Source organism: Photobacterium sp. GB-36 (genome assembly GCF_003026135.1).
Lineage (GTDB): Bacteria > Pseudomonadota > Gammaproteobacteria > Enterobacterales > Vibrionaceae > Photobacterium.
Window position 1 is genome coordinate 98,760 of the sequence record NZ_PYNY01000007.1, and the last position, 21,477, is coordinate 120,236.

Genomic DNA, 21,477 nt, shown 5'->3' on the forward strand with positions numbered 1-21,477 from the left:
ATTATTTTGTACCGATTCTTGCTACTGGAAGTTGTTGATCTGTTTGTTCAACATCATTATTAGGTGATTGAATTGAACCGTAAAGTGTTCGATATAACCCATGTTGACTCACTAACTCAGTATGTGTACCTGATTGACTGACTAATCCATCTTCTAAGACATAGATTAAATCAGCTTGTTTAACGGCAGATAAACGGTGGGCAACAATTAAGGTGGTTTTATCTTTTAAAAAACCATTCAGCGCTTTATGAAGTGCAGCTTCTGTTGAAGTATCTAACGCTGATGTTGCTTCATCTAAAATAACAAAGTCAGGGTTAGATAAGATCATACGGGCAATCGCTAAACGTTGACGCTGACCACCGGATAAACGAATACCTTGTCGACCAATTTCAGTGTCTAGGCCATGCGTTAACCGCTCTGTCATGTCTGTAAGTTGAGCAATGTCTAATGCATTCCAGAGTTCATCATCAGTATATTCACCACCTAATGTTAAGTTATGACGTAATGTATCGTTGAATAAGACGGGCTGCTGGAGCACAACAGCCATACGTTCGCGAAGAGATTCATAACTGACCGCCTCAATCGGGTGACCATTAATAAAAATATCACCTGATTGCTTTTGGTAAATGCCAAGCAGTAATTGAATTAAGGTTGATTTACCGCCGCCTGATGCACCTACAAGAGCAACACGTTTTCCTGCAGGGATATCAATATTTAAACCTCGCAGCACTTGTTTATCATTGTCATAAGAAAAACGGACATTTCTTACTTTAATATCCAGTGCTTCATTGTGATTAAAGGGATAAACGGTAGCGGTAGGGCGAACTTCTTCTTCTAAATCTAACAGCGTATTTAAACGCTGCATGGCCGCAGATGCACTGTACCAAGAAAATTGAATCCCCAATAACTCTTGTACAGGCCCAAGCATGAACCATAAGTAACTAAAGACAGCCAGCATTTCACCGATAGATAAGCCACTGAAAAGCACCATTAACATTGCAGCGGCGCGAAATACTTCAAAACCCGCCAAGAATAATAAGAAAGAGATGCGTCCTGCCGCTTCTGATTGCCATGCAAACTTATCAGCACTGTGGCGTATATCATTTGCGTGCGATTTTAGTTGAGCTAAAAATTCACGCTCACGATTAGATGCGCGCAATTGGTATATGCCATCTAATACTTCGACTAAACGTTGTTGGAATTTTTCATAAGATTGATTTTCTTGACGCTTGAGGTTTTTAACGCGGTTACCCATCATTTTTGAAGCGTAAACAACAATAGGGTTAATGATGAGAATAAATAGCCCGAGTCGCCAATCTAACCATAATAAAACGCCAGCAGTACCAACAACGGTGAGCAAGCCGATAATAAAACGACTTAACGTATCTCCGACAAACTTATCGATAGTCTCAACATCAGTGACAAGATGCGAAGTAATGCCGCCACTGCCTTTTTCTTCATATTGGCGCATGCTAATACGCCCTAATTTATCCAATAAATGCTGACGTAAATTAAAGGTGATCTCTTTTGATACCAGTGTGAATTGGCGGCTTTGTAAAATGTTCAATGCTTGGCTTACGGTACGCATTAAGACAACTAAAAATAACACTAATAAGATATAGCCAGTAGGTGATTGCCATTGTTCGGGAAGAAGGTGGTTTAAATATTGGATCCCTTCAGCTGGTTTATGGAGTAATACTTCATCGACCATTAATGGCATAAGTAATGGAATTGGTACGCTAATCAAGGTGGCAATAACAGCAATAATATTCGCGGTGATAAGGCGGGGACGATGTTTTTTAGCTTGAATAAAAAGCCAAGACCAATTAATCATAGTGGGGAATGAATGCTTCACAGTGATAATGATTCCTATTATTGTTAAGTGTTTCCATTTTAACGATTATGTAAGGCGTATGCTATGGAAAATACAGGTTCTTTTTATAACCGTCTGACACTTCAAGCTTTAGCGATAGTTGAAGGTGAATCAGATCTCATTGCCAATCTCTCTAATATTAGTGCGTTGTTGAATATGGAGTTAGAGAACATAAATTGGGTTGGCTTTTATTTATTAAAAAATGATGAGCTCGTACTTGGTCCATTTCAAGGAAAACCTGCTTGTGTTCGTATTCCTGTCGGTAACGGGGTATGCGGTACGGCAGTAAAAGATAACAGAGTCATCCGTGTTGATGATGTTCATGCCTTTCCTGGGCACATTGCTTGTGACGCAGTTAGTCAATCTGAAATCGTTATCCCATTAAATATAGGGGAAAAATGTATAGGTGTACTGGATATTGATAGTCCAGATTTGTCAAGATTTGACCAAAATGATGAACAAGGTCTAGTTTCTTTGGTTACAGAGCTACAAAAAGTACTCTAATTTCATGCTTTCGGTGGTTTTTCCTTATTAGGTAATTATAATAGCCCCACTATTTCTTTTTGAACAAAGCACTAATAACGAGCAAATCTCGTTTATGTCAGGAAAGTCCATGGAAAACTCTGAAAAGTTAACGAACAGTAAAGAAGTTATTGCATATATTGCTGAGCGTTTCCCAAAATGTTTTACTATTGAGGGTGAAGCTAAACCACTTAAGATCGGTATTTTTCAAGATCTTGCTGAGCGCTTAAGTGATGATCCAAAAATCAGTAAGACTCAACTACGTACAGCATTACGTCAATACACATCTTCCTGGCGTTACCTTCACGGCGTTAAAGCTGGTGTAAGTCGTGTTGATCTTGATGGAAATGAGTGTGATGTACTTGAGCAAGAACACGTTGATCACGCACTTAAAGCCTTAGAAGAAAGCAAAGCAAAAGTACGTACTCGTCGTAAAGAGCAGGCTATCGCTAAAGCAGCTAAAGAAGGCGATGCGAAAAAAACTCGCGCAAAAACTGCTAAACCTAAGAACATTAAGCCAAAAACGGCTAAAGTTAATAAGAAGCCAGTTGAGACTACACCTGTACTAAAAGCTGACGAAGTTATTGTTGGTAAGAACGTACAAGTGAATATGGGCTCAGGTAACATGCCGGCAACTATTGTCGAAATTAACAAGGACGATGTGCGTGTTCGCTTAAATAACGGCTTAGTAATGGCTGTTAAAGCGGAGCACCTGCGTTCATAAAGGGAGAATGCGCGACGCATGAATTGTCGATTCCGTTTCTCACTGATTGCTGCCGGCATGATGCTGGCAGCTTCAGCGCAAGCCTTAGAGGCTAAGTATTCATTAAGTGATTTGCCGCAACTTGCACCAGAGCAGCAGCACGCAACTGCGAGTAAGAGGGTAGCGTCACGCTTTACCCGCTCTCATTACAAGCATTTTTCACTTGATGATAAATTCTCTAGTCAGGTATTCGATCGTTATATCGAAATGCTCGACTATAATAAAAGCTTTCTAACTGCTTCTGATGTAAAGCAATTTGAACGCTGGCGAAATCAGTTTGATGATCAATTGAAATCTGGTGATACATCGGGTGCATTTGATATTTTTAATAAAGTCCTTCAACGTCGTTTTGACCGTTATCAGTTTGCGATCTCGCAATTAGATACAGAGATTAAATTCGATAAAGATGAAGACTTTGTTATTGATCGCTCTGAACTTGAGTGGCCAGAAAATCAAGCTGAGTTAAATGAAATTTGGCGTAAGCGTGTGAAATACGATGCGTTGAATTTAAAGCTGGCAGGTAAAAACTGGAAAGAAATACAAGAAACACTAGGTAAACGTTATAACAACGCCGTTAAACGTTTAACGCAAACCCATAGTGAAGATGTATTCCAGTTATACATGAATGCTTTCTCGCGTGAAGTTGATCCTCACACTAGTTATCTATCTCCTCGAAATGCTGAGCAGTTCCAATCAGAAATGAACCTTTCTTTGGAAGGGATTGGAGCAGTGCTGCAAGTGAAAGATGATTATACGACGATTCAATCCCTTGTTGCTGGTGGACCTGCTGCGAGCTCTAAAAAGCTGGCTGCGGGTGACCGTATCATTGGTGTTGGTCAAGATGGCGAAAAAATTGTAGATATTATTGGCTGGCGTTTAGATGATGTTGTCCAATTAATCAAAGGTCCGAAAGGCAGTAAAGTGATTCTTGATGTTTTACCTGAAGGTAAGAACAGCAAGAGTTACACTGTCACTATTGTTCGAGACAAAATTCGTCTAGAAGATCGTGCCGTTAAATCGGAAGTGAAAACTGTTGAAGGCAAGAAAATTGGTGTGATTGAAGTACCAAGTTTCTATGTCGGTTTATCTGAAGATACCAAGAAAGAATTGGTTAAGCTTAACGAGCAGAAAGTTGATGGTGTCGTTATTGATCTTCGTAACAATGGCGGTGGTGCATTAACTGAAGCGACAGCATTAAGTGGTTTATTTATTTCAAGCGGGCCTGTTGTTCAAGTTCGTGATAGTTATGGTCGCGTAAAAGTAAACAGTGATTCAGATAATCAAGTTTTCTTTAATGGGCCGTTAACTGTTCTAATTAACCGTTATAGTGCATCGGCATCTGAAATATTTGCTGCGGCAATGCAAGATTATGGTCGAGCAGTGGTGCTTGGTGAACAATCATTTGGTAAAGGTACTGTGCAGCAGCATCGTTCTTTAAACCATTTATATGATTTATTCGATAAGCCACTGGGTCATGTACAATATACAATTCAAAAGTTCTACCGTATTAATGGTGGTAGTACTCAGAATTTAGGTGTTGTGCCTGATATCTCTTTCCCAACAGCAATTGATCCGTCTGAAACCGGTGAAAGTGTAGAAGATAATGCATTACCGTGGGATAGTATTAAACCGGCTAAATATCAACAACTTCATAATTATTCGTCAATTCTTCCTAAGTTAAATGAAGAACACCTTGCACGAATTAAGAATGATATGGAGTTTGGTTTCATTAATGAAGATATCAAAACCTATAAAAAGGAAAAAGATATCAATAGAATTTCATTAAATGAAAAAATGCGTTTAGCTGAGCAAGATAAACAAGATGCTGATCGATTGGTACGTTTAAATAAGCGTCAAAAAGTACTCGGTAAAAAACCGTTTGCTGATTTAGATGCAGTACCAAAAGATTATGAAGCACCTGATGCATATTTGGATGAAGCCATTGGTATTACCGCTGACTTAACCAAGATAAAATCATCGTAGTTTTCTGATAGTATCCAGCAACACATAAATAAGCGCTCCTTCATGGGGCGCTTTTTTATTTCTCTTTGTTACTGTAATAATCTCATAAATAAGACTTGTTGCATATTTAAATGTGATCTGTCGCATATTTTTCATCGCAAAATAGCTTTACCAACTAGTTTTAAAGTACATGCACTTTGTTCTAGTAACAGGGGAAGCCTATGAAAAAACTATTCTTTATTACCGTGTTATTCTTCTTTAGCGCATTTAGCCGCCCAATCATTGCCGACGATATTACGGAGTTTGACTATCCATTTTTATTAGGTAATTGGTATTGGTTTAGCTCAACAGAAGCCGGTGTAGAAAGTGAAGGTGAAAGTTATCGTGCAATGCATGTGATGTTTAAATCTGACTATGTATTTGCAATGCGTTTACTTCGTATTGATGGAAAAATAGAACAATGGTCAGGTGAGTATGATATTGACGAAACCAATATTACTTTTGTCACCGAAGGCGAAGAAGATCAAATGCATACTTATATGCTTAGTTATAATCAGTTCGTGTTAGATGGTGCAAGATTTACTAAGTTAGCCCCTGAAAATCTACCAGGTAATTGGAAAACTTCAATGATATCAGGTTCTGATGTTGACCACAGTATTTCTGAACTTTCACTCACGTTACGCCCTGATTTTTTATTCTCTGCTGAAGTCTCAAATGATCAAGGAAAATCAAAAGAGCATCGTGGTATTTATTATATTGAAGATAACCAACTGGTTTTATTATATGAAGATGGGCAACACGATTCTGAATTTGAATTAAGTAGCAATGACACGCTAACGTTAACGAATACTCATTTTGGAATGGAAGCGATATTACAACGAGAATAATTTTTATTAATGTAGCGACAATGCTAGTGGTGAAAGGGAAGGTCATTCCATAATTTTTATAATATCAACAAATATAGCATTGGTTATGATGTGCAAACAAAAAGGCGAACAAGATAACTTGTTCGCCTTTCTAATTTGAAAATAGATGAAGTTTTATTCGTTAGCGAGATTAAATGCAGTACGAAGCTGATCTAAATAGTCTTCATCCCGACAGATGCTCTTACCGGGTTCGTCTGAAATTTTTGCTACAGGGCGACCTTCGCATTCAGTTAGTTTCAACACAACATTCAATGTTTTTACATTTGGTAAATCACAGGTTAGCTGTGTGCCAATGCCAAAACTTACGTTTATTTGGTGGTTGAAATGCTTAAAGATGTTCAGTGCTTTATCAAGTGTAAGGCTATCAGAAAAAACCAGTGATTTTGTTTTTGGGTCAATGCCTAATGATTTGTAATGTGCAATGGCTTTTTCACCCCAAGAAATAGGATCACCACTATCATGGCGTAAACCAATGAAACGTTCAGATAAACGTTTATCAAAGTCACGTAAGAAAGCATCCATATTGATACAGTCGGTGAGCGCAATACCTAAATCGTTAGGGTATTCTTGTAGCCAACGATTTAATGCTAATTGTTGAGAATCAGCAAGCTCACCGGCTAATTGCTGATGGCCTTGGAACCATTCGTGAGCTTGAGTTCCAACCGGTGTTAAATTACGAGTATATGCAAGATAGTAGTTCGAAGTACCTTTGAACTCTGGCATGTTTTCTTTTAAGTAATCAACAACTTTATGATGAACGGCTTTAGAAAAACGGCGGCGAGTGCCAAAATCTACCAGCGAAAATTCACTTAAATCTGTATCTTGTGCATTGTGGTAGAAGCGTGAAATTTTTTCTTGTAATTGTTTAATGGCATCTTCGGGCGTAGCATTTGGATATAAGTGTGCACAGCGCACTTCACAAATAATTGCGAGAAGAGGAACTTCCCATAAGATCACATCCAACCATTTACCACGAATGATAATAGATAGCTGTTCACCAGAATCATCAACACAAACATCATCTGCATTTAGTTGAAAATTTCGTAAATACTTAAGATAGTCAGCACTGAAAAAAGTTAATGTTGATAGATAATTGATTTCATCGTCAGCAAAAGAGAGCGCTGCGATGTTTGCGATTTGATCTTTGATCTCTTGAGAGTACGGGCGCAGATCTTCGTCGCTTCGGCAGTGGAATTCAGCCACTGCTTCAACGTCTGGGTATTGATGAAAAATTGCCTGTTGCATATGCAATTTATACGCATCAGTATCAAGCAGGGAGTTGATAACCCCAATATTGTGTTGGTTATTATTCATATCTGGCTGTAGATACTTATTAGAAGTGATAATAAATCTATCTGTAACGTGATTTTATTATTATTCAATGGGTTATATTATTGAAGATAAATAAAAAATAGAATTTATTAATGCCTTAGGTTACGACTGATTGTGAACTAAGATGTGATGTTCGTCAAGTATAACCATTCTCATTAGGCTTTATAGACTCATGAAGTTTACTTACTAAATATATAGCTTACGCATTATTTATGAGTTTTTAATTCTCTTATCGTTACGAGCAATATATAAACTATAGCTTGACGGGGAGTTTATTCATTAATACTGAGTGTTTTAAAAGTTTTCTAGTGTTTGGCAGTTAACTACTCATACTTTTCCGGGATAAATAATAATTATTAATAGTGAGTAAAACAGTATTTCTTTATTTAAAAATTGTACTTTACATAGAACAATTGATTAATTTATATCCAGAAAAGGCTGAGGTTAGATATGTCGATTGAAATTTGATTTATTTTTAATCGTTTAATTGCGAAAACTAAGAAATTGACCGTTAAAGATAAAACTATCGGATATATTTGATATTAATTCTTGTTTGAACGTTATAGTATCAAACTATGAAAATTGTTTGTCGTTCTATTAACACCTGTCTATTGATGCAAGGTTTGGTAGAGCCTTTATAAAAGGAAATATAATAATGACAGAGCAGGCATTTTTACAACCTACTGCTAAATATCGTTCCGATTATCGTCAACCGGATTACACTATTACAGATATCGATTTAACGTTTGACCTTTTTGACACCAATACAACGGTGATAGCGCAAAGCAAGGTTATTCGTATTAGTGATAACGATGATGCCCAACTTGTACTTGATGGTGATGAACTTGCCATTGTGAGTATTTCTGTCAATGGCAAAACATGGACGTCATATATTCAAGAAGGCAGCCACTTAACTTTATCAGATCTGCCTGCTCAATTTGATTTAACGATCGTTACAACCGTTAATCCAGAAGCAAATACTGCATTAGAAGGGCTGTATAAGTCGGGGGGCGGTTTCTGTACTCAATGTGAAGCAGAAGGTTTCCGTCGGATTACTTATTATCTTGATCGTCCAGATGTACTGGCTCGTTTCACAACTAAGATCATTGCGGATAAAGCAGCATTCCCTTATTTACTTAGTAATGGTAACCGTATTGCTGAAGGTGACTTAGACAATGGTCGTCACTGGGTACAATGGCAAGACCCATTCCCAAAACCTTCATACCTCTTTGCTTTAGTGGCAGGTGACTTTGACGTTTTACGTGATAACTACACCACAATGAGTGGTCGTAACGTAGAGCTCGAAATCTTCGTTGATAAAGGTAATCTTGATCGCGCAGATTACGCCATGACTTCATTGAAAAACTCAATGAAGTGGGATGAAGAGCGTTTTGGTCTTGAATATGATTTAGATATCTACATGATTGTGGCCGTTGATTTCTTCAACATGGGCGCCATGGAAAACAAAGGCTTGAATGTTTTTAACTCTAAATTCGTTCTCGCTAACCCTAAAACAGCAACGGATACTGATTACCAAGGTATTGAAGCTGTGATTGGTCATGAATACTTCCATAACTGGACAGGTAACCGCGTTACTTGTCGTGATTGGTTCCAATTAAGCTTAAAAGAAGGTTTAACTGTATTCCGTGATCAAGAATTCTCATCAGATCTTGGCTCTCGTCCAGTAAATCGCATTGCCAATGTTCGTATTGTACGTGGTCCACAGTTTGCTGAAGATCGTGGCCCAATGTCGCACCCAATTCGTCCTGAAAAAGTGATTGAGATGAATAACTTCTATACATTAACAGTGTATGAAAAGGGTAGCGAAGTGATCCGTATGATGCATACCTTGCTAGGTGAAGCAAATTTCCAAGCAGGTATGAAGCTGTACTTTGATCGCCATGACGGAACAGCTGCAACTTGTGATGATTTTGTTCAAGCAATGGAAGATGCATCAGGTATTGATCTGTCTCGCTTCCGTCGTTGGTATAGTCAAGCAGGAACGCCAGTTGTTACAGTTGATACGTCATATGATGCAGACACTAAGTGTTACAACGTCACTATAAAGCAGCACACAGCCCCAACAGCAGGGCAAGAAGAAAAGCTACCACTTCACATTCCGTTTGATATCGAACTATATGATAGCAAAGGTGAGGTTATTGCACTTCAATCAAATGGTATGCCTGTTCACAACGTGTTAGATGTAAAAGAAGCAGAGCAAACTTTCGTATTTGAGAATGTTGCGGAACAGCCTGTGATGTCGATGCTGCGTGAATTCTCTGCACCTGTGATCTTAAAATATGATTACTCAGATCAAGAGTTGATCTTCTTGATGATCCACGCGCGTAACGAGTTTGCACGCTGGGATGCTGGCCAAATGCTATTAGCGAAATACATTCGTAACAATGTGGCAGCTGTTCAAGCTGGTGAGTCAGTTCAATTACCTGAAGCGGTTATTGATGCTTTCCGTGGCGCATTATTGGATGAAAATCTTGATCCTGCATTTATTGCTGAAATGCTAACACTGCCAAGCGAGAATGAAATCGCAGGCTGGTACAAGCAAGTTGATGTTGATGCAATCAATAAGGTTGTTGGTGCGTTAACTCAGATTTTAGCGACAGAAATGGAAGATGAATTACTCGCGATTTATCGTAGCTTAGCGCAAGGCGAATACAGTCTTGATCATGATGCTATGGCTAAACGCGCATTGCGTAACAAGTGTTTATCTTATCTAGCACACACAGCGCTAGGTAATGATTTAGTGATTGCACAATATGCAGCTGCTGACAACATGACTGATACGATGGCTGCTATGTCTGCTGCAAATAATGCGCAATTAGCTTGTCGCGCAGTACAAATGTCAGACTTTAGTGATAAGTGGACTCACGATGGCTTGGTTATGGATAAGTGGTTCATGCTACAAGGCACAAATCCTGCTGATAATGCGTTAGAAAATGTGCGTAATACTATGAGTCACGCAGCGTTTAGCTTGAAAAACCCTAACCGCACGCGCAGTTTAGTGGCGAGTTTCTGTGCCAATAACCCAGTGCATTTCCATGCGAAAGATGGTTCTGGTTATGCGTTCTTAACTGAAATTCTAACGGCATTAAATACCAGTAATCCACAAGTAGCTTCACGATTAATTGAGCCGTTCTTAAAGTATCGCCAATACGATGAAACACGTCAGCAATTAATGCGTAGCGAGCTTGAGAAGTTAGCGGCATTAGATAACTTAGCAAAAGATCTGTTTGAGAAAGTGCATAAAGCGCTTGAACAATAAATCATAATTCGCTAAATAATAGAGCCAAGTACCTTATTACTAAACACTTTCTATGAGGGAGTGTGTAATGGGGACTTGGCTTTTTCTATATTGGGCTATTGAACGAATAACGAGATAAAAGGGATTATGCGAAGCTTTACTTTTCGAGTAAATATTAGTTATCAAGTTTTCTTACAACACTATTCTGGTGCAGCAAGTAGTGCTGTTGTGGTGACAGAGAATGGATTAAAACTTCAATTGCCCGCTGTGCGTTTACGTCCGTATTTAACGCAAATGGGTGTACGAGGGCGTTTTCAAGTTGCTGTCGATGATAATAATAAACTGACTACATTAACTAAATTGTCTGATTAGTGTTTACATCTCTTATCATAGCTAAATTGTTATCATGTATTTTATTTGAAACTCGGACAGAAAATTGCATACCTATACTTACCTAAGGTAGTAAAAGTTATGGGATTTTCTTATGAATGCACCAGACAATGTGGTTCCTGTATTACTTGAAAAAGTATATGGCTTAATAAAATCCAAAGTTGATAACACCCAGCAACCTTTAGTTGATGTGTTTGCTAAAAGCCTATTAAATCAATTGGCTGAAGATGATTTATTACAACGTAACGAATCTGATTTATATGGTGCTGTGCTGAGCCTATGGCATCATCTGGTTAAAAATAATCCGCAACAAATATCCGTTCGTGTGTATAACCCCACATTAAGTCGCCATGGCTGGAAATCTACCCATACCGTGGTTGAGATTGTTATGCCAGATAAACCCTTTTTGGTTGATTCTGTACGTATGACGTTAAATCGATTAGATATTACTAGCCATTTAATGCTGAATGGTCCTTATTATTTTGAGCGCGACAAAAAAAATAACATCGTTAAGGCGTGCGGTGATAAGGGGGATCTACAGACACTTTTTCATATTGAAGTAGATCGTCTTACAAAAAATGATCAAATGGCGATATTGCGAGATGAACTTGAAGCGGTGCTTAAAGACATTGAATTAGTGGTGAATGATTGGCAATGGATGCAAGATAAAATGCATCAAATTATCAAAGGGCTAAGAACAGAAAAATTACCTGTTGAAAATCAATACTGCGAGGAAGCGATTGAATTTCTTGATTGGGTTGCCAATCATAATTTTACCTTTATGGGTTATCACTGTTACGACCTAAAGCCGATAAAAGGTGATTATCAATTGAGACCAACGCAAGAGGCCGGGCTTGGTCTACTTAAAAAGCCGCGCCATGCACGACCACTTAATTTATCCAGTTTACCTGAATCAGCGCGTATTGAAGCGCAAAAGCCCGATCTGCTTATTCTCACCAAAAGTAATGCTAAATCTCGTATTCATCGCCCCGCTTACATTGATTATATCGGTATTAAACGATTTGACAGTAAAGGTAATGTTATTGGTGAACATCGCTTTATTGGTCTATATGCGTCAACGGCTTACCATCAAACAGCAATGAACATTCCATTGATCCGTAATCGGGTAAAACGAATACTCAACGCCAGTGGGTATTCGGAAGGCTCTCATTCTTGGAAAGCGCTCAATAATGTATTAGAAACTTATCCCAGAGATGAACTTATTCAAGCAAAAGAAGAGGAAATGCTTGAGGTGGGAGTAGGCGTAGTACGAATGCAAGATCGTGACATGCTGCGATTGTTTGTAAGGCGGGATCCTTTTGGGCGTTTTTTTTCCTGCATGGTCTATGTTGCCAAAGAGCGTTATGACACGGAGCTTAGGCGTAAGATCCAAAGTGTTTTAAAAGACTATCTTGGTTCATCACAAACTGTTGAGTTCACAACCTTTTTTTCTGTGAGTCCATTAGCTCGTACGCACTACATCGTTAGGGTAAAGAACAATAATTTCGATGTGGATGTTAAATCGATAGAGCATAATTTAGTTGTCGCTGTTGCCTCGTGGGAAGATCGTTTAACCCAGTCATTAGTGGCTAACTTTGGCGAAAGCAAAGGGATCCCAATTGCCAAAAATTATGCGCGTGCTTTTCCTCGATCTTATAAAGAGCAAATGCTACCAGGCTCTGCAGTAGCAGATGTTTTACAGCTAGAAGGGCTGAATGAAGATAATAAATTAGGCATGTTATTTTATCGTCCACAAGAGGAATCCGCCGACTCATCGATTGTAAAATTGAAGCTTTTTCACCGTAATGAACCGATTCATTTATCTGATGTTATGCCAATGCTTGAAAATCTAGGTTTGCGGGTCATTGGTGAATCACCATATCAAGTGATCACTGCGGATGGTGTCGTTAATTGGATCTTAGATTTTGCGATGTTACATCATGTTAGAAATGGATTTGACCTATCAGAAGCAAGAGATCGTTTTCAAAATGCTTTTTCTGATATTTGGCATGGAGAGCTTGAAAGTGATGGTTTTAACCGTTTAGTGCTGCGTTCTGGTTTGTCTGGTAGAGAAATTACCATATTGCGCAGTTATGCTCGTTATATGCGACAAGTTGGCTTTCCATTTAGCCAGCAGTATATAGAAGAGACATTGTCTAATCATTGTCAGCTAGCTTGTTATTTGGTGTCGTTGTTTAAATTACGCTTTGATCCCAAAGCGAAATATAGTGAGAAAGCAGAACAGTTATTGATCAAAAAGATCGTAGAGCGATTAGAGAATGTCGAGAGTTTAGATGACGACAGGATCATTCGTCGTTATATGGATATGATCTTAGCAACCCTCAGAACGAACTTTTATCAAAAAACAGATACCGGTAAGCCAAAAGCATGGCTATCACTCAAACTCAATCCATCATCTATCCCTGAAATTCCAGCTCCAATTCCTCGTTACGAGATATTTGTTTATGCCCCCGATGTGGAAGGTGTCCATTTGCGCGGGGGAAAAGTTGCGCGTGGTGGCTTACGTTGGTCAGACAGGCAAGAAGATTACCGCACAGAAATATTAGGACTAGTCAAAGCACAACAGGTTAAAAATACGGTAATTGTGCCTGTTGGTGCGAAAGGTGGCTTTATTTGCAAACGGCAGCCTCAATTAACAACACGTGAAGAGATAGCTGCAGAGGGATTACATTGTTATCAACGTTTTATCTGTGGGCTGCTTGATGTAACAGACAATATCTTAGAGGGTAAACGGTATCCACCAGCAAATGTCGTTTGTCATGATGAAGATGATCCTTATTTAGTGGTTGCGGCGGATAAAGGCACGGCAACATTTTCAGATATCGCCAATTCATTGGCTGCTGATTATGATTTTTGGCTAGGTGATGCTTTTGCTTCTGGCGGATCTAATGGTTATGACCATAAACAAATGGGAATAACAGCGAAAGGGGCTTGGGAGTCAGTTAAGCGGCATTTTAGAGAGATAGGTATAGATTGCCAAACAACAGATTTTAGCTGTGTCGGCATTGGTGATATGGCGGGTGATGTGTTTGGTAACGGGATGTTGTTATCAAAACATATTCGTTTATTAGCGGCCTTTAATCATCAGCATATCTTTATTGATCCAGATCCGGATCCTGCCGCAAGTTGGTTAGAACGCAAACGTCTTTTTGAACTTAAACGATCGAGTTGGGAAGATTATGATCGTGAAGTTTTATCTGAAGGTGGGGCGATATTTTCACGTAAAAGTAAAGCGATTAAGCTTGTACCTATTGTGCAAACTTTACTGCAAACGCGTAAGCAAAGTTGCACACCTAATGAGTTGATACATCTTATATTACAAATGCAGGTCGATTTATTGTGGAATGGTGGTATAGGAACATACATAAAATCGACTAAAGAGACTCACACCGATGTTGGTGATCGCACCAATGATGCTGTTAGGGTTAATGGTTCTCAACTTGCAGCAAAAATTGTAGGTGAAGGGGGAAACTTAGGCTTAACCCAGTTAGGTCGAGTTGAATTTGCGAAAGCTGGTGGTCGAGTGAATACCGATTTTATCGATAATGTTGGTGGGGTTGATTGCTCAGATAATGAAGTGAACATCAAAATTTTACTCAATAGCCTAGTGACCGCTGATGAGCTGACATTTAAACAGCGTAATAGTATTTTAGAAAAGATGGAAGATGAGGTTGCTGACATTGTATTAGATGATGCCTATCGCCAAAGTGAATCTATTTCAGTAACAGAGCAACAGCAAGTACAACTATTAAAGGAACAAACGCGGTTTATTCATTTACTGGAACGACAGGGCAAATTGGATCGAAGCCTGGAATGTTTACCTGATGATGAAACATTAGTAGAGCGTGAAAAGGCAGGGATTGGCTTAACACGACCAGAAATTGCTGTGCTGGTGGCTTACGGTAAAATGGTGTTAAAAGAAAAACTCGTTAATCACGATATAGCCAGTGATCCTTATCATTCCCGTCTTTTACCTGCTTACTTCCCTCAATTTTTACAAGATAACTACAGATCACAAATGGAAAACCATCCATTACGACGTGAATTAATCGCAACATCATTAGCTAATTTGATGTCGAATGAAATGGGATGCAATTTTGTCACTCGGCTGCAAGAAGAAACGGGGGCAACGATAAATGAAATTTCAGCCTCTTACTCAATAGGGCGTGAGATCTTTAAGTTTGACCAGATTTTTAGTGAAATTAGAGCATTAGATAATCAAGTTTCAGCACAAACGCAATATGACATGCTTTATCGTTCAAGGCGTATGTTGCGTCGGGTCACACGATGGTTCCTACGCAATAGAGAGCACAAGTTAGGTATAGAACAACAAATAGTGTTCTATCAACCCTTTGTTGAGCAGTTACGAAATGAATTAGATAGTTACCTTGTAACTGAAGAAGTGGTAGAGCATGAAGAGCAAGCGAATGAAATGATCCGCAAAGGGGTACCTGAGCGGTTGGCCAAAAACATTTCACGCTTAACCAGTTTATATTCAGCCATGGATATAGCGCAAATTGCAAAAGAAATGGACGTTAACATATCGCATATTGCAAGAGTGTACTTTGTACTAGGAGCGCAACTATCACTTCATTGGTTCTTAAAGCAAATTCAAAACCAAGCTGTTGAGAATAATTGGCAAGCATTAGCAAGAGCTTCATTTCGTGAAGATCTAGATTGGCAACAAAGACAATTAACAACAGCGGTTATAATGACAAGTACTGCTAAGCCAGAAGAAAGTATATCACTATGGATGGAACAACATAAAAAAGCGGTTGATCGATGGGAGAGTGTACTGGCTGAATTTAAAGTCGGTAATGCGCATGAGTTTGCAAAGTTCTCTGTCGCTTTACGTGAATTAACCATTCTAAATCTCAACTCAAGGCCGATACAGTAGTCAGTGTACTTTATAGTCACCGCCTAATAAGATGGTATAAGCTACGGTGTAACATATATGGTGACAATGTAACTTTTTTACGATGTTATTATGTTACATTGTCACTATTTAAGTATTAACAATAAGGTTATAAAAATAATACGTTACTTTTTTCAGAGCTAAAAAGAAAACGATTGCTTTTATGTGTAATAATTTGTGAAACTACGAAACTATAACTTATTGTTAAACAAAGGTTTAATTTCTAAGTTACTGTTTTATTGACAATAATCAAAAAAATAACGATTGAAGTTAACAGAATAACTGTGAATAATACCATCCCGTTTATTCGGGACTTATTTTGGAGTTACAATGTTATACCGCATCGCACGTTCTGCTATTTTTCAGTTGGATGCTGAAAAAGCACACGACCTCGCTATTGAGAACTTTTCTCGCTTTACTGGCACTCCATTAGAACTTTTCTACCGACAAAATCTTCCTGCACGTCCTGTCGAAGTTATGGGGCTTACATTCAAAAACCCTGTTGGCTTAGCGGCTGGTCTTGATAAAAACGGCGAATGTATTGATGCATTTGGTGAAATGGGTTTCGGCTTTGTTGAAGTAGGGACCGTGACACCTCGTCCACAGCCTGGTAATGATAAACCTCGTCTTTTCCGTTTGATCCCAGCAGAAGGCATTATCAACCGTTTTGGTTTTAATAACCTTGGTGTTGATAATCTTGTTGAGAATGTAAAGAAAGCAAAATTTGACGGCATCATTGGTATTAATATCGGTAAAAATAAAGATACACCGATAGAAAAGGGTGTTGAAGATTACATTATTTGTATGGAAAAAGTTTATCAATATGCTGGTTATATTGCTGTAAATATTTCGTCACCGAATACACCGGGATTACGTAGCTTACAATATGGTGAAGCTTTAGATGATCTGCTTTCCCAGCTTAAAGCTAAACAAGCTGAATTAGCGAAACAACATGATAAGTATGTTCCTCTAGCACTTAAGATCGCTCCCGATCTTGATGATCATGAGATTCAACAGGTATGTGATTCTTTGATCCGTAATAATATAGATGGTGTGATTGGAACAAATACCACATTGGATCGCTCTTTGGTTCAAGGGATGGAACATTGTGATGAAGCGGGGGGCTTAAGCGGTCGTCCTTTGCAAAACAAGAGTACTGAAGTTATTCGAAAAATGTCAGAAGCATTAAATGGCGCAGTACCAATCATTGGTGTCGGTGGTATTGACTCTGCAATGGCTGCTCGCGAGAAGATGATGGTTGGTGCAAGCCTAGTACAGGTTTATTCTGGCTTTATTTATCATGGCCCACGTTTAGTTAAAGATATTGTAAACGGTCTTTAACTGTTGGCTATCGCTCTCGTACTGAAGTATTAAATTTAAATATCTTCTGACATACGAAAACCCAGCTTAGTGAATACTAGGCTGGGTTTTTAATTATGTACTTAGTCTATTTGTATCAAATATACATCTGATTTACTCGTGATAGAACCGCTATTTTCCCCTTTTATTTTATGAATACGCGAGTAGAATTAAGCTAAAATTTAAACATATGATCACAGATACAAAATAAATCACTGTCTTTCAGGAGTAAGAACGTGTTAAAGCCAGATAATTCATGGAAATGGTATTTTGACGCTGAAATGAATTCACTCATGCTTGAGTTGAATGACGATATGCTTTTCCGTGTATCGTTACCAAGTAAGCTGCTTACCCCAGAAGCTAAAATAAGTGATTTTTTTAATGTTGATGATATTGAAGCTTATCAAAACTTCCAAGAGCAGATTGCTCATCTGCCAATTTCTGCAGCTAGAAAATGTGAATTAGCATTAAATGCTACAGCCGCACGACGTTTCCATAAGCCTATGATGCCAAAAAGTTGGTATTTCGCACCTCAACAAGGTGTAGAGCCGTTACAGGGACAAGTTATTACTTTAATGACGGCTTCTTGTACTGCCCATTACGTTGTGATTGAAAACAGTGGGGTCGCGAGTCTCTGTATGCTTGCTGATGTTGCTACTGTTGATTTAGACGGCCTTAAAAGCATGGAGTTCTGCGAAACCATTAAAGTTATGAATGATCGAATGGCTCCCTGTTTTGTAGAAACTGAACAGCGACATTTTGCGCTTGTCGGTTAGTCGTTTCTTCATCTCATATTTTTGTCGTATATCCTTATCAGTCTCCCGGTAGATAGCAGTATTTGTTATCTTTTGTAGTAAAAGCCCATTAAATTTAGGCTAATTTGCTATCTTTCTTATGCTGTCTAGTACGGCCTCCCTTAGTATATTTGCATGCTTTTCTCTATTAGATGGTGAGAAAGATATCACCTTTTATTGAGATAGTTATCGTCCAAATCTCTCATTTTTATATCCATTTTCTTTGTAACTAACGATAACAACATAACTACTGTTATCTACATACCGCATCATCAATTTCTGTAATTCGTGATAGTTACGCTTCCTTGTAGGTATTCAAGATAGGTTAGAGCGTATATTTGTATTCGTTAACTGACTTCATTGCTACTCAGCAAGGTATATCCACCATTTTTCTGGTTAAAAATTACACTAAAAATATGTCATAGATCTCAAAATTCTTATATATAGCCAGACAATTCTTACTGCTTTATTTAAGTAAAACCTGATGGTTTATGACGTTAATTTCTTTGTTACATTACGTTTGATTGATAATCCCTTCCTCTTTTTCCTGCGTTAATAGTGAAGTAGTGGTTGTGTAATAGCGTTGGAATAATTTATTCCACCAAAGGGCGGGTGATAATATTGAATAGGGGTATTTAGCGTAAAAAAATTTTTAATTTCTTGAATGTTAAAGATAAATCAAATGTCACTCAGGGTGAGAAATTGCTTTGAGGGTGGTTTTCATTATTCCAGATTAATGATTTGTTCTTTGTTTGATGAGAATCGTTAAATATGACTTTTAGCGTTGTATTGGTCGCAAGTTTTGCAGGTAAGTGAAGATGTTTGTTGTTACATCCTCTTTGATTGAGAACGTACTGATTGAAGAATGAATTTTTTTTCCTAAATGAGCCATTTCATTATGGTTTTGACGAGGCATTTTTTGTGATTTCAGTTATAATTCCTCGCAATATTAGTGTGAAAAGAACTCCATGAATCAATATCTAGCGATTACTTCCCGCGGCCTTGAAAATTTGCTTGCGGATGAATTAGAACAATTAGGTGCACAGAACATTCAAGTTGTGCATGCAGGTGTCCGTTTTAAAGCAGAACAAGCAACAGCTTACCGTTGTTGTCTATGGACACGAATCTCATCACGTATCATTCAAGTACTGAGTGAATTTAACGTTCGTGATGATATGGACTTGTACTTAGGTGCAACAGCTATCAACTGGATGAACTACTTTGATAGCAATACACGTATTGTGGTCGATTTTAATGGTACTAACCGTGAAATCCGTAATAGCCAATACGGTGCAATGAAAATTAAAGATGCGATTGTAGACCGATTTACAAAAGCGGATTTACGTCGTCCTAACATTGACCGCGAGCGTCCTGATCTACGTATTCATATGCGTCTATCTGGTGAGAAAGGTATTCTTGGTCTTGATATGGCCGGTAGCGGTTTACACCAACGTGGTTACCGTAGTGAAGCGGGTAAAGCACCACTGCGTGAAACCCATGCTGCTGCACTTGTTATGAAAAGTGGCTGGACACCAGAACAAGCATTGTTAGATCCAATGTGTGGTTCAGGTACTTTAGTGATTGAAGCTGCGATGATAGCCGCTGAAATTGCACCAGGTCTTAAACGTAAGTGTTGGGGCTTTGAATCAATCAAAGACTTTGACCAAGAAGCTTGGTTAGAGATCCATGCAGAAGCAACGGTTAAATCTCGTCGTGGTCCTGCAAAAGTCACGACCAAGTTCTTTGGTCGTGAAATGGATCGTCGTGTATTAGCGATTGCTCGTGATAATGCGGGTCGTGCTGGTGTTAAAGATCTGATTGATTTTGAATATGGCGATGCCACACAGCTTGTTCGCCCTGAAGGGTTCGAAACAGGCATTATTCTTTGTAACCCTCCATATGGTGAACGTTTAGGTACAACCCCTGAACTTATTGCATTGTACAAAGAATTTGGTAACCGTTTAAAACTCGCTTTTGCGGGTTCTGTTGCTGCCATTTATTCAGGTTCGAACGAATTGTTAAGTTGTATGCGTATGCGTGCAGACAAGCAATTTAAGCTTCGTAACGGCGCATTAGATTGTGTACTTAAAACTTATTTGATCACTGCAGGTAGTGTTCAGAAAGAAGAAGGGCAATCTGAGGGTGTCATCGTTCAAGAAGAGGTCGCGCCTGATTTCGCGAACCGTCTTAAAAAGAACATTACTAAGTTAGATAAATGGGCAAAACGTGAAGGTATCGAATGTTACCGTATCTACGATGCTGATTTACCTAACTACAATGCCGCGATTGATAAGTACAAAGATTACTTAATTATCCAAGAATATGCAGCGCCTAAATCTGTTTCTGAAGAAACAGCACGTCGTCGTATTATGGATGTGTTGCGTGCGACAATTGAAGTAACGGGTGTAGAAAGCAATAAAGTTATTCTTAAAGTCCGTGAGCGTCAAAAAGGTAAGAACCAATACCAGAAGCTATCAAGTGCAGAGCGCCACATGATTGTTGAAGAGTACGGTGTTGAACTTAAAGTGAATCTTTATGATTACTTAGATACAGGTTTGTTCCTTGATCACCGTATTACGCGTCGTATGCTTGGCCAAATGGCAACAGGTAAGGATTTCCTTAACTTGTTCTCTTATACAGGATCTGCAACTGTTCATGCTGCTGTCGGTGGTGCAAAGACAACAACTACCGTTGATATGTCGAATACTTACCTTCGTTGGGCTCAAGAGAATATGGAGCTTAATAATCAGGTAGGCCCACAACATGAATATGTTCAGGCTGACTGTTTACAGTGGCTACAAGAAGTTGATGATACTTTCGACCTGATTTTTATCGATCCACCAACGTTCTCTAACTCTAAGCGTATGAAGCAGACGTTTGATATTCAACGTGATCACATCATGTTAATGGAAAACCTAAAGCGCATGCTACGTCCTGATGGTCAAATTGTTTTCTCAAACAATAAACGTCAGTTCAAGATGGATTTAGATAAGATTAATGAACTTGGCTTACAGGCGAAGAATATCTCAAATAAAACATTGCCAATGGACTTTGCTAAGAATAAGCAAATCCATAACTGTTGGATTATTACTCACAAGGAAGACGAGTGTTAATCACACTTTATAGCACGGAAGGCTGCCACCTTTGCGAGCAGGCATACCGTCTGCTCGTAGAGGTTGGACTTAAAGATAAAGTTGATATTGTTGATATCGCATTTGATGACGCACTGTTTTCTCGTTACGGTGTAACTATACCTGTACTCTCTATTCAAAATCATGATCGTAATGTTCCTGAATTGGGCTGGCCCTTTGATACAGATTCATTAAAAACATGGTTAATAACAAATAAGCTTGGTTAATTA

13 protein-coding genes are annotated in these 21,477 nt (G+C 38.7%); 11 read left to right on the forward strand and 2 right to left on the reverse strand.

Annotation, left to right across the window (positions count from 1 at the left end; all coding sequences use genetic code 11):
- Position 1: 1 nt before the first annotated feature.
- The gene (locus C9J46_RS08965) at positions 2 to 1,834 is read right to left on the reverse strand and encodes an ABC transporter ATP-binding protein (RefSeq protein WP_107208138.1); all 1,833 of its coding nucleotides are present in this window, start codon (positions 1,832 to 1,834) and stop codon (positions 2 to 4) included.
- A gap of 84 nt (positions 1,835 to 1,918) precedes the next feature.
- On the opposite strand from C9J46_RS08965, the gene C9J46_RS08970 reads away from it, so the two are divergent.
- The 4 genes from C9J46_RS08970 to C9J46_RS08985 all read left to right on the forward strand — a co-directional run bounded on the left by C9J46_RS08970 (position 1,919) and on the right by C9J46_RS08985 (position 6,007).
- Positions 1,919 to 2,377: a GAF domain-containing protein gene (locus C9J46_RS08970; protein ID WP_107208139.1), complete on the forward strand. Its 459-nt coding sequence runs from the start codon at positions 1,919 to 1,921 to the stop codon at positions 2,375 to 2,377.
- Between the two features lie 109 nt (positions 2,378 to 2,486).
- Complete coding sequence (gene proQ, locus C9J46_RS08975; protein ID WP_107208140.1) at positions 2,487 to 3,119, forward strand: RNA chaperone ProQ; 633 nt, start codon at positions 2,487 to 2,489, stop codon at positions 3,117 to 3,119.
- An 18-nt stretch (positions 3,120 to 3,137) separates the two neighbouring features.
- Positions 3,138 to 5,141: a carboxy terminal-processing peptidase gene (gene prc / locus C9J46_RS08980; RefSeq protein WP_107246664.1), complete on the forward strand. Its 2,004-nt coding sequence runs from the start codon at positions 3,138 to 3,140 to the stop codon at positions 5,139 to 5,141.
- 200 nt (positions 5,142 to 5,341) lie between these two features.
- Positions 5,342 to 6,007, forward strand: a complete 666-nt coding sequence (locus tag C9J46_RS08985; protein ID WP_107208142.1) for a lipocalin family protein — start codon at positions 5,342 to 5,344, stop codon at positions 6,005 to 6,007.
- A 153-nt stretch (positions 6,008 to 6,160) separates the two neighbouring features.
- Here C9J46_RS08985 and pncB read toward each other — a convergent pair whose 3' ends face one another.
- Positions 6,161 to 7,360 carry a nicotinate phosphoribosyltransferase gene (gene pncB, locus C9J46_RS08990; protein ID WP_107208143.1) on the reverse strand — a complete coding sequence of 400 codons (1,200 nt, stop codon included), beginning with the start codon at positions 7,358 to 7,360 and terminating at the stop codon, positions 6,161 to 6,163.
- Between the two features lie 673 nt (positions 7,361 to 8,033).
- Between pncB and pepN the strand changes: the two genes are divergently transcribed.
- The 7 genes from pepN to C9J46_RS09025 all read left to right on the forward strand — a co-directional run bounded on the left by pepN (position 8,034) and on the right by C9J46_RS09025 (position 21,474).
- Complete coding sequence (pepN, locus tag C9J46_RS08995) at positions 8,034 to 10,658, forward strand: aminopeptidase N (protein ID WP_107287390.1); 2,625 nt, start codon at positions 8,034 to 8,036, stop codon at positions 10,656 to 10,658.
- A gap of 126 nt (positions 10,659 to 10,784) precedes the next feature.
- Positions 10,785 to 11,009 (forward strand): DUF2835 domain-containing protein, encoded by a 225-nt coding sequence (locus C9J46_RS09000; RefSeq protein ID WP_006645627.1) that lies wholly within the window; start codon positions 10,785 to 10,787, stop codon positions 11,007 to 11,009.
- Between the two features lie 112 nt (positions 11,010 to 11,121).
- A complete protein-coding gene (locus C9J46_RS09005; protein ID WP_107246661.1) occupies positions 11,122 to 15,945 on the forward strand; it encodes an NAD-glutamate dehydrogenase in 4,824 nt (1,607 codons plus the stop codon).
- Between the two features lie 348 nt (positions 15,946 to 16,293).
- Entirely contained in the window at positions 16,294 to 17,304 is a 1,011-nt protein-coding gene (gene pyrD, locus C9J46_RS09010; protein WP_107208146.1) for a quinone-dependent dihydroorotate dehydrogenase, read from the forward strand.
- Between the two features lie 254 nt (positions 17,305 to 17,558).
- Positions 17,559 to 18,098 (forward strand): cell division protein ZapC, encoded by a 540-nt coding sequence (locus tag C9J46_RS09015; RefSeq protein ID WP_107246659.1) that lies wholly within the window; start codon positions 17,559 to 17,561, stop codon positions 18,096 to 18,098.
- Positions 18,099 to 19,084: 986 nt separating this feature from the next.
- Complete coding sequence (rlmKL, locus tag C9J46_RS09020) at positions 19,085 to 21,229, forward strand: bifunctional 23S rRNA (guanine(2069)-N(7))-methyltransferase RlmK/23S rRNA (guanine(2445)-N(2))-methyltransferase RlmL (RefSeq protein WP_107246657.1); 2,145 nt, start codon at positions 19,085 to 19,087, stop codon at positions 21,227 to 21,229.
- Complete coding sequence (locus C9J46_RS09025; protein WP_107246656.1) at positions 21,223 to 21,474, forward strand: glutaredoxin family protein; 252 nt, start codon at positions 21,223 to 21,225, stop codon at positions 21,472 to 21,474. Before rlmKL ends, C9J46_RS09025 begins: the two co-directional genes overlap by 7 nt.
- The last annotated feature ends 3 nt before the right edge of the window (positions 21,475 to 21,477 follow it).

What these genes read in the sequence shown, in the direction of transcription:
- C9J46_RS08970 (WP_107208139.1), top strand. Translation starts at nt 1,919, where the DNA reads ATGGAAAATACAGGTTCTTTTTATAACCGTCTGACACTTCAAGCTTTA.
- proQ (WP_107208140.1), top strand. Translation starts at nt 2,487, where the DNA reads ATGGAAAACTCTGAAAAGTTAACGAACAGTAAAGAAGTTATTGCATAT.
- C9J46_RS08965 (WP_107208138.1), bottom strand. Translation starts at nt 1,834, where the DNA reads ATGATTAATTGGTCTTGGCTTTTTATTCAAGCTAAAAAACATCGTCCC.
- C9J46_RS09005 (WP_107246661.1), top strand. Translation starts at nt 11,122, where the DNA reads ATGAATGCACCAGACAATGTGGTTCCTGTATTACTTGAAAAAGTATAT.
- pepN (WP_107287390.1), top strand. Translation starts at nt 8,034, where the DNA reads ATGACAGAGCAGGCATTTTTACAACCTACTGCTAAATATCGTTCCGAT.
- pyrD (WP_107208146.1), top strand. Translation starts at nt 16,294, where the DNA reads ATGTTATACCGCATCGCACGTTCTGCTATTTTTCAGTTGGATGCTGAA.
- C9J46_RS09000 (WP_006645627.1), top strand. Translation starts at nt 10,785, where the DNA reads ATGCGAAGCTTTACTTTTCGAGTAAATATTAGTTATCAAGTTTTCTTA.
- prc (WP_107246664.1), top strand. Translation starts at nt 3,138, where the DNA reads ATGAATTGTCGATTCCGTTTCTCACTGATTGCTGCCGGCATGATGCTG.
- pncB (WP_107208143.1), bottom strand. Translation starts at nt 7,360, where the DNA reads ATGAATAATAACCAACACAATATTGGGGTTATCAACTCCCTGCTTGAT.
- C9J46_RS08985 (WP_107208142.1), top strand. Translation starts at nt 5,342, where the DNA reads ATGAAAAAACTATTCTTTATTACCGTGTTATTCTTCTTTAGCGCATTT.
- rlmKL (WP_107246657.1), top strand. Translation starts at nt 19,085, where the DNA reads ATGAATCAATATCTAGCGATTACTTCCCGCGGCCTTGAAAATTTGCTT.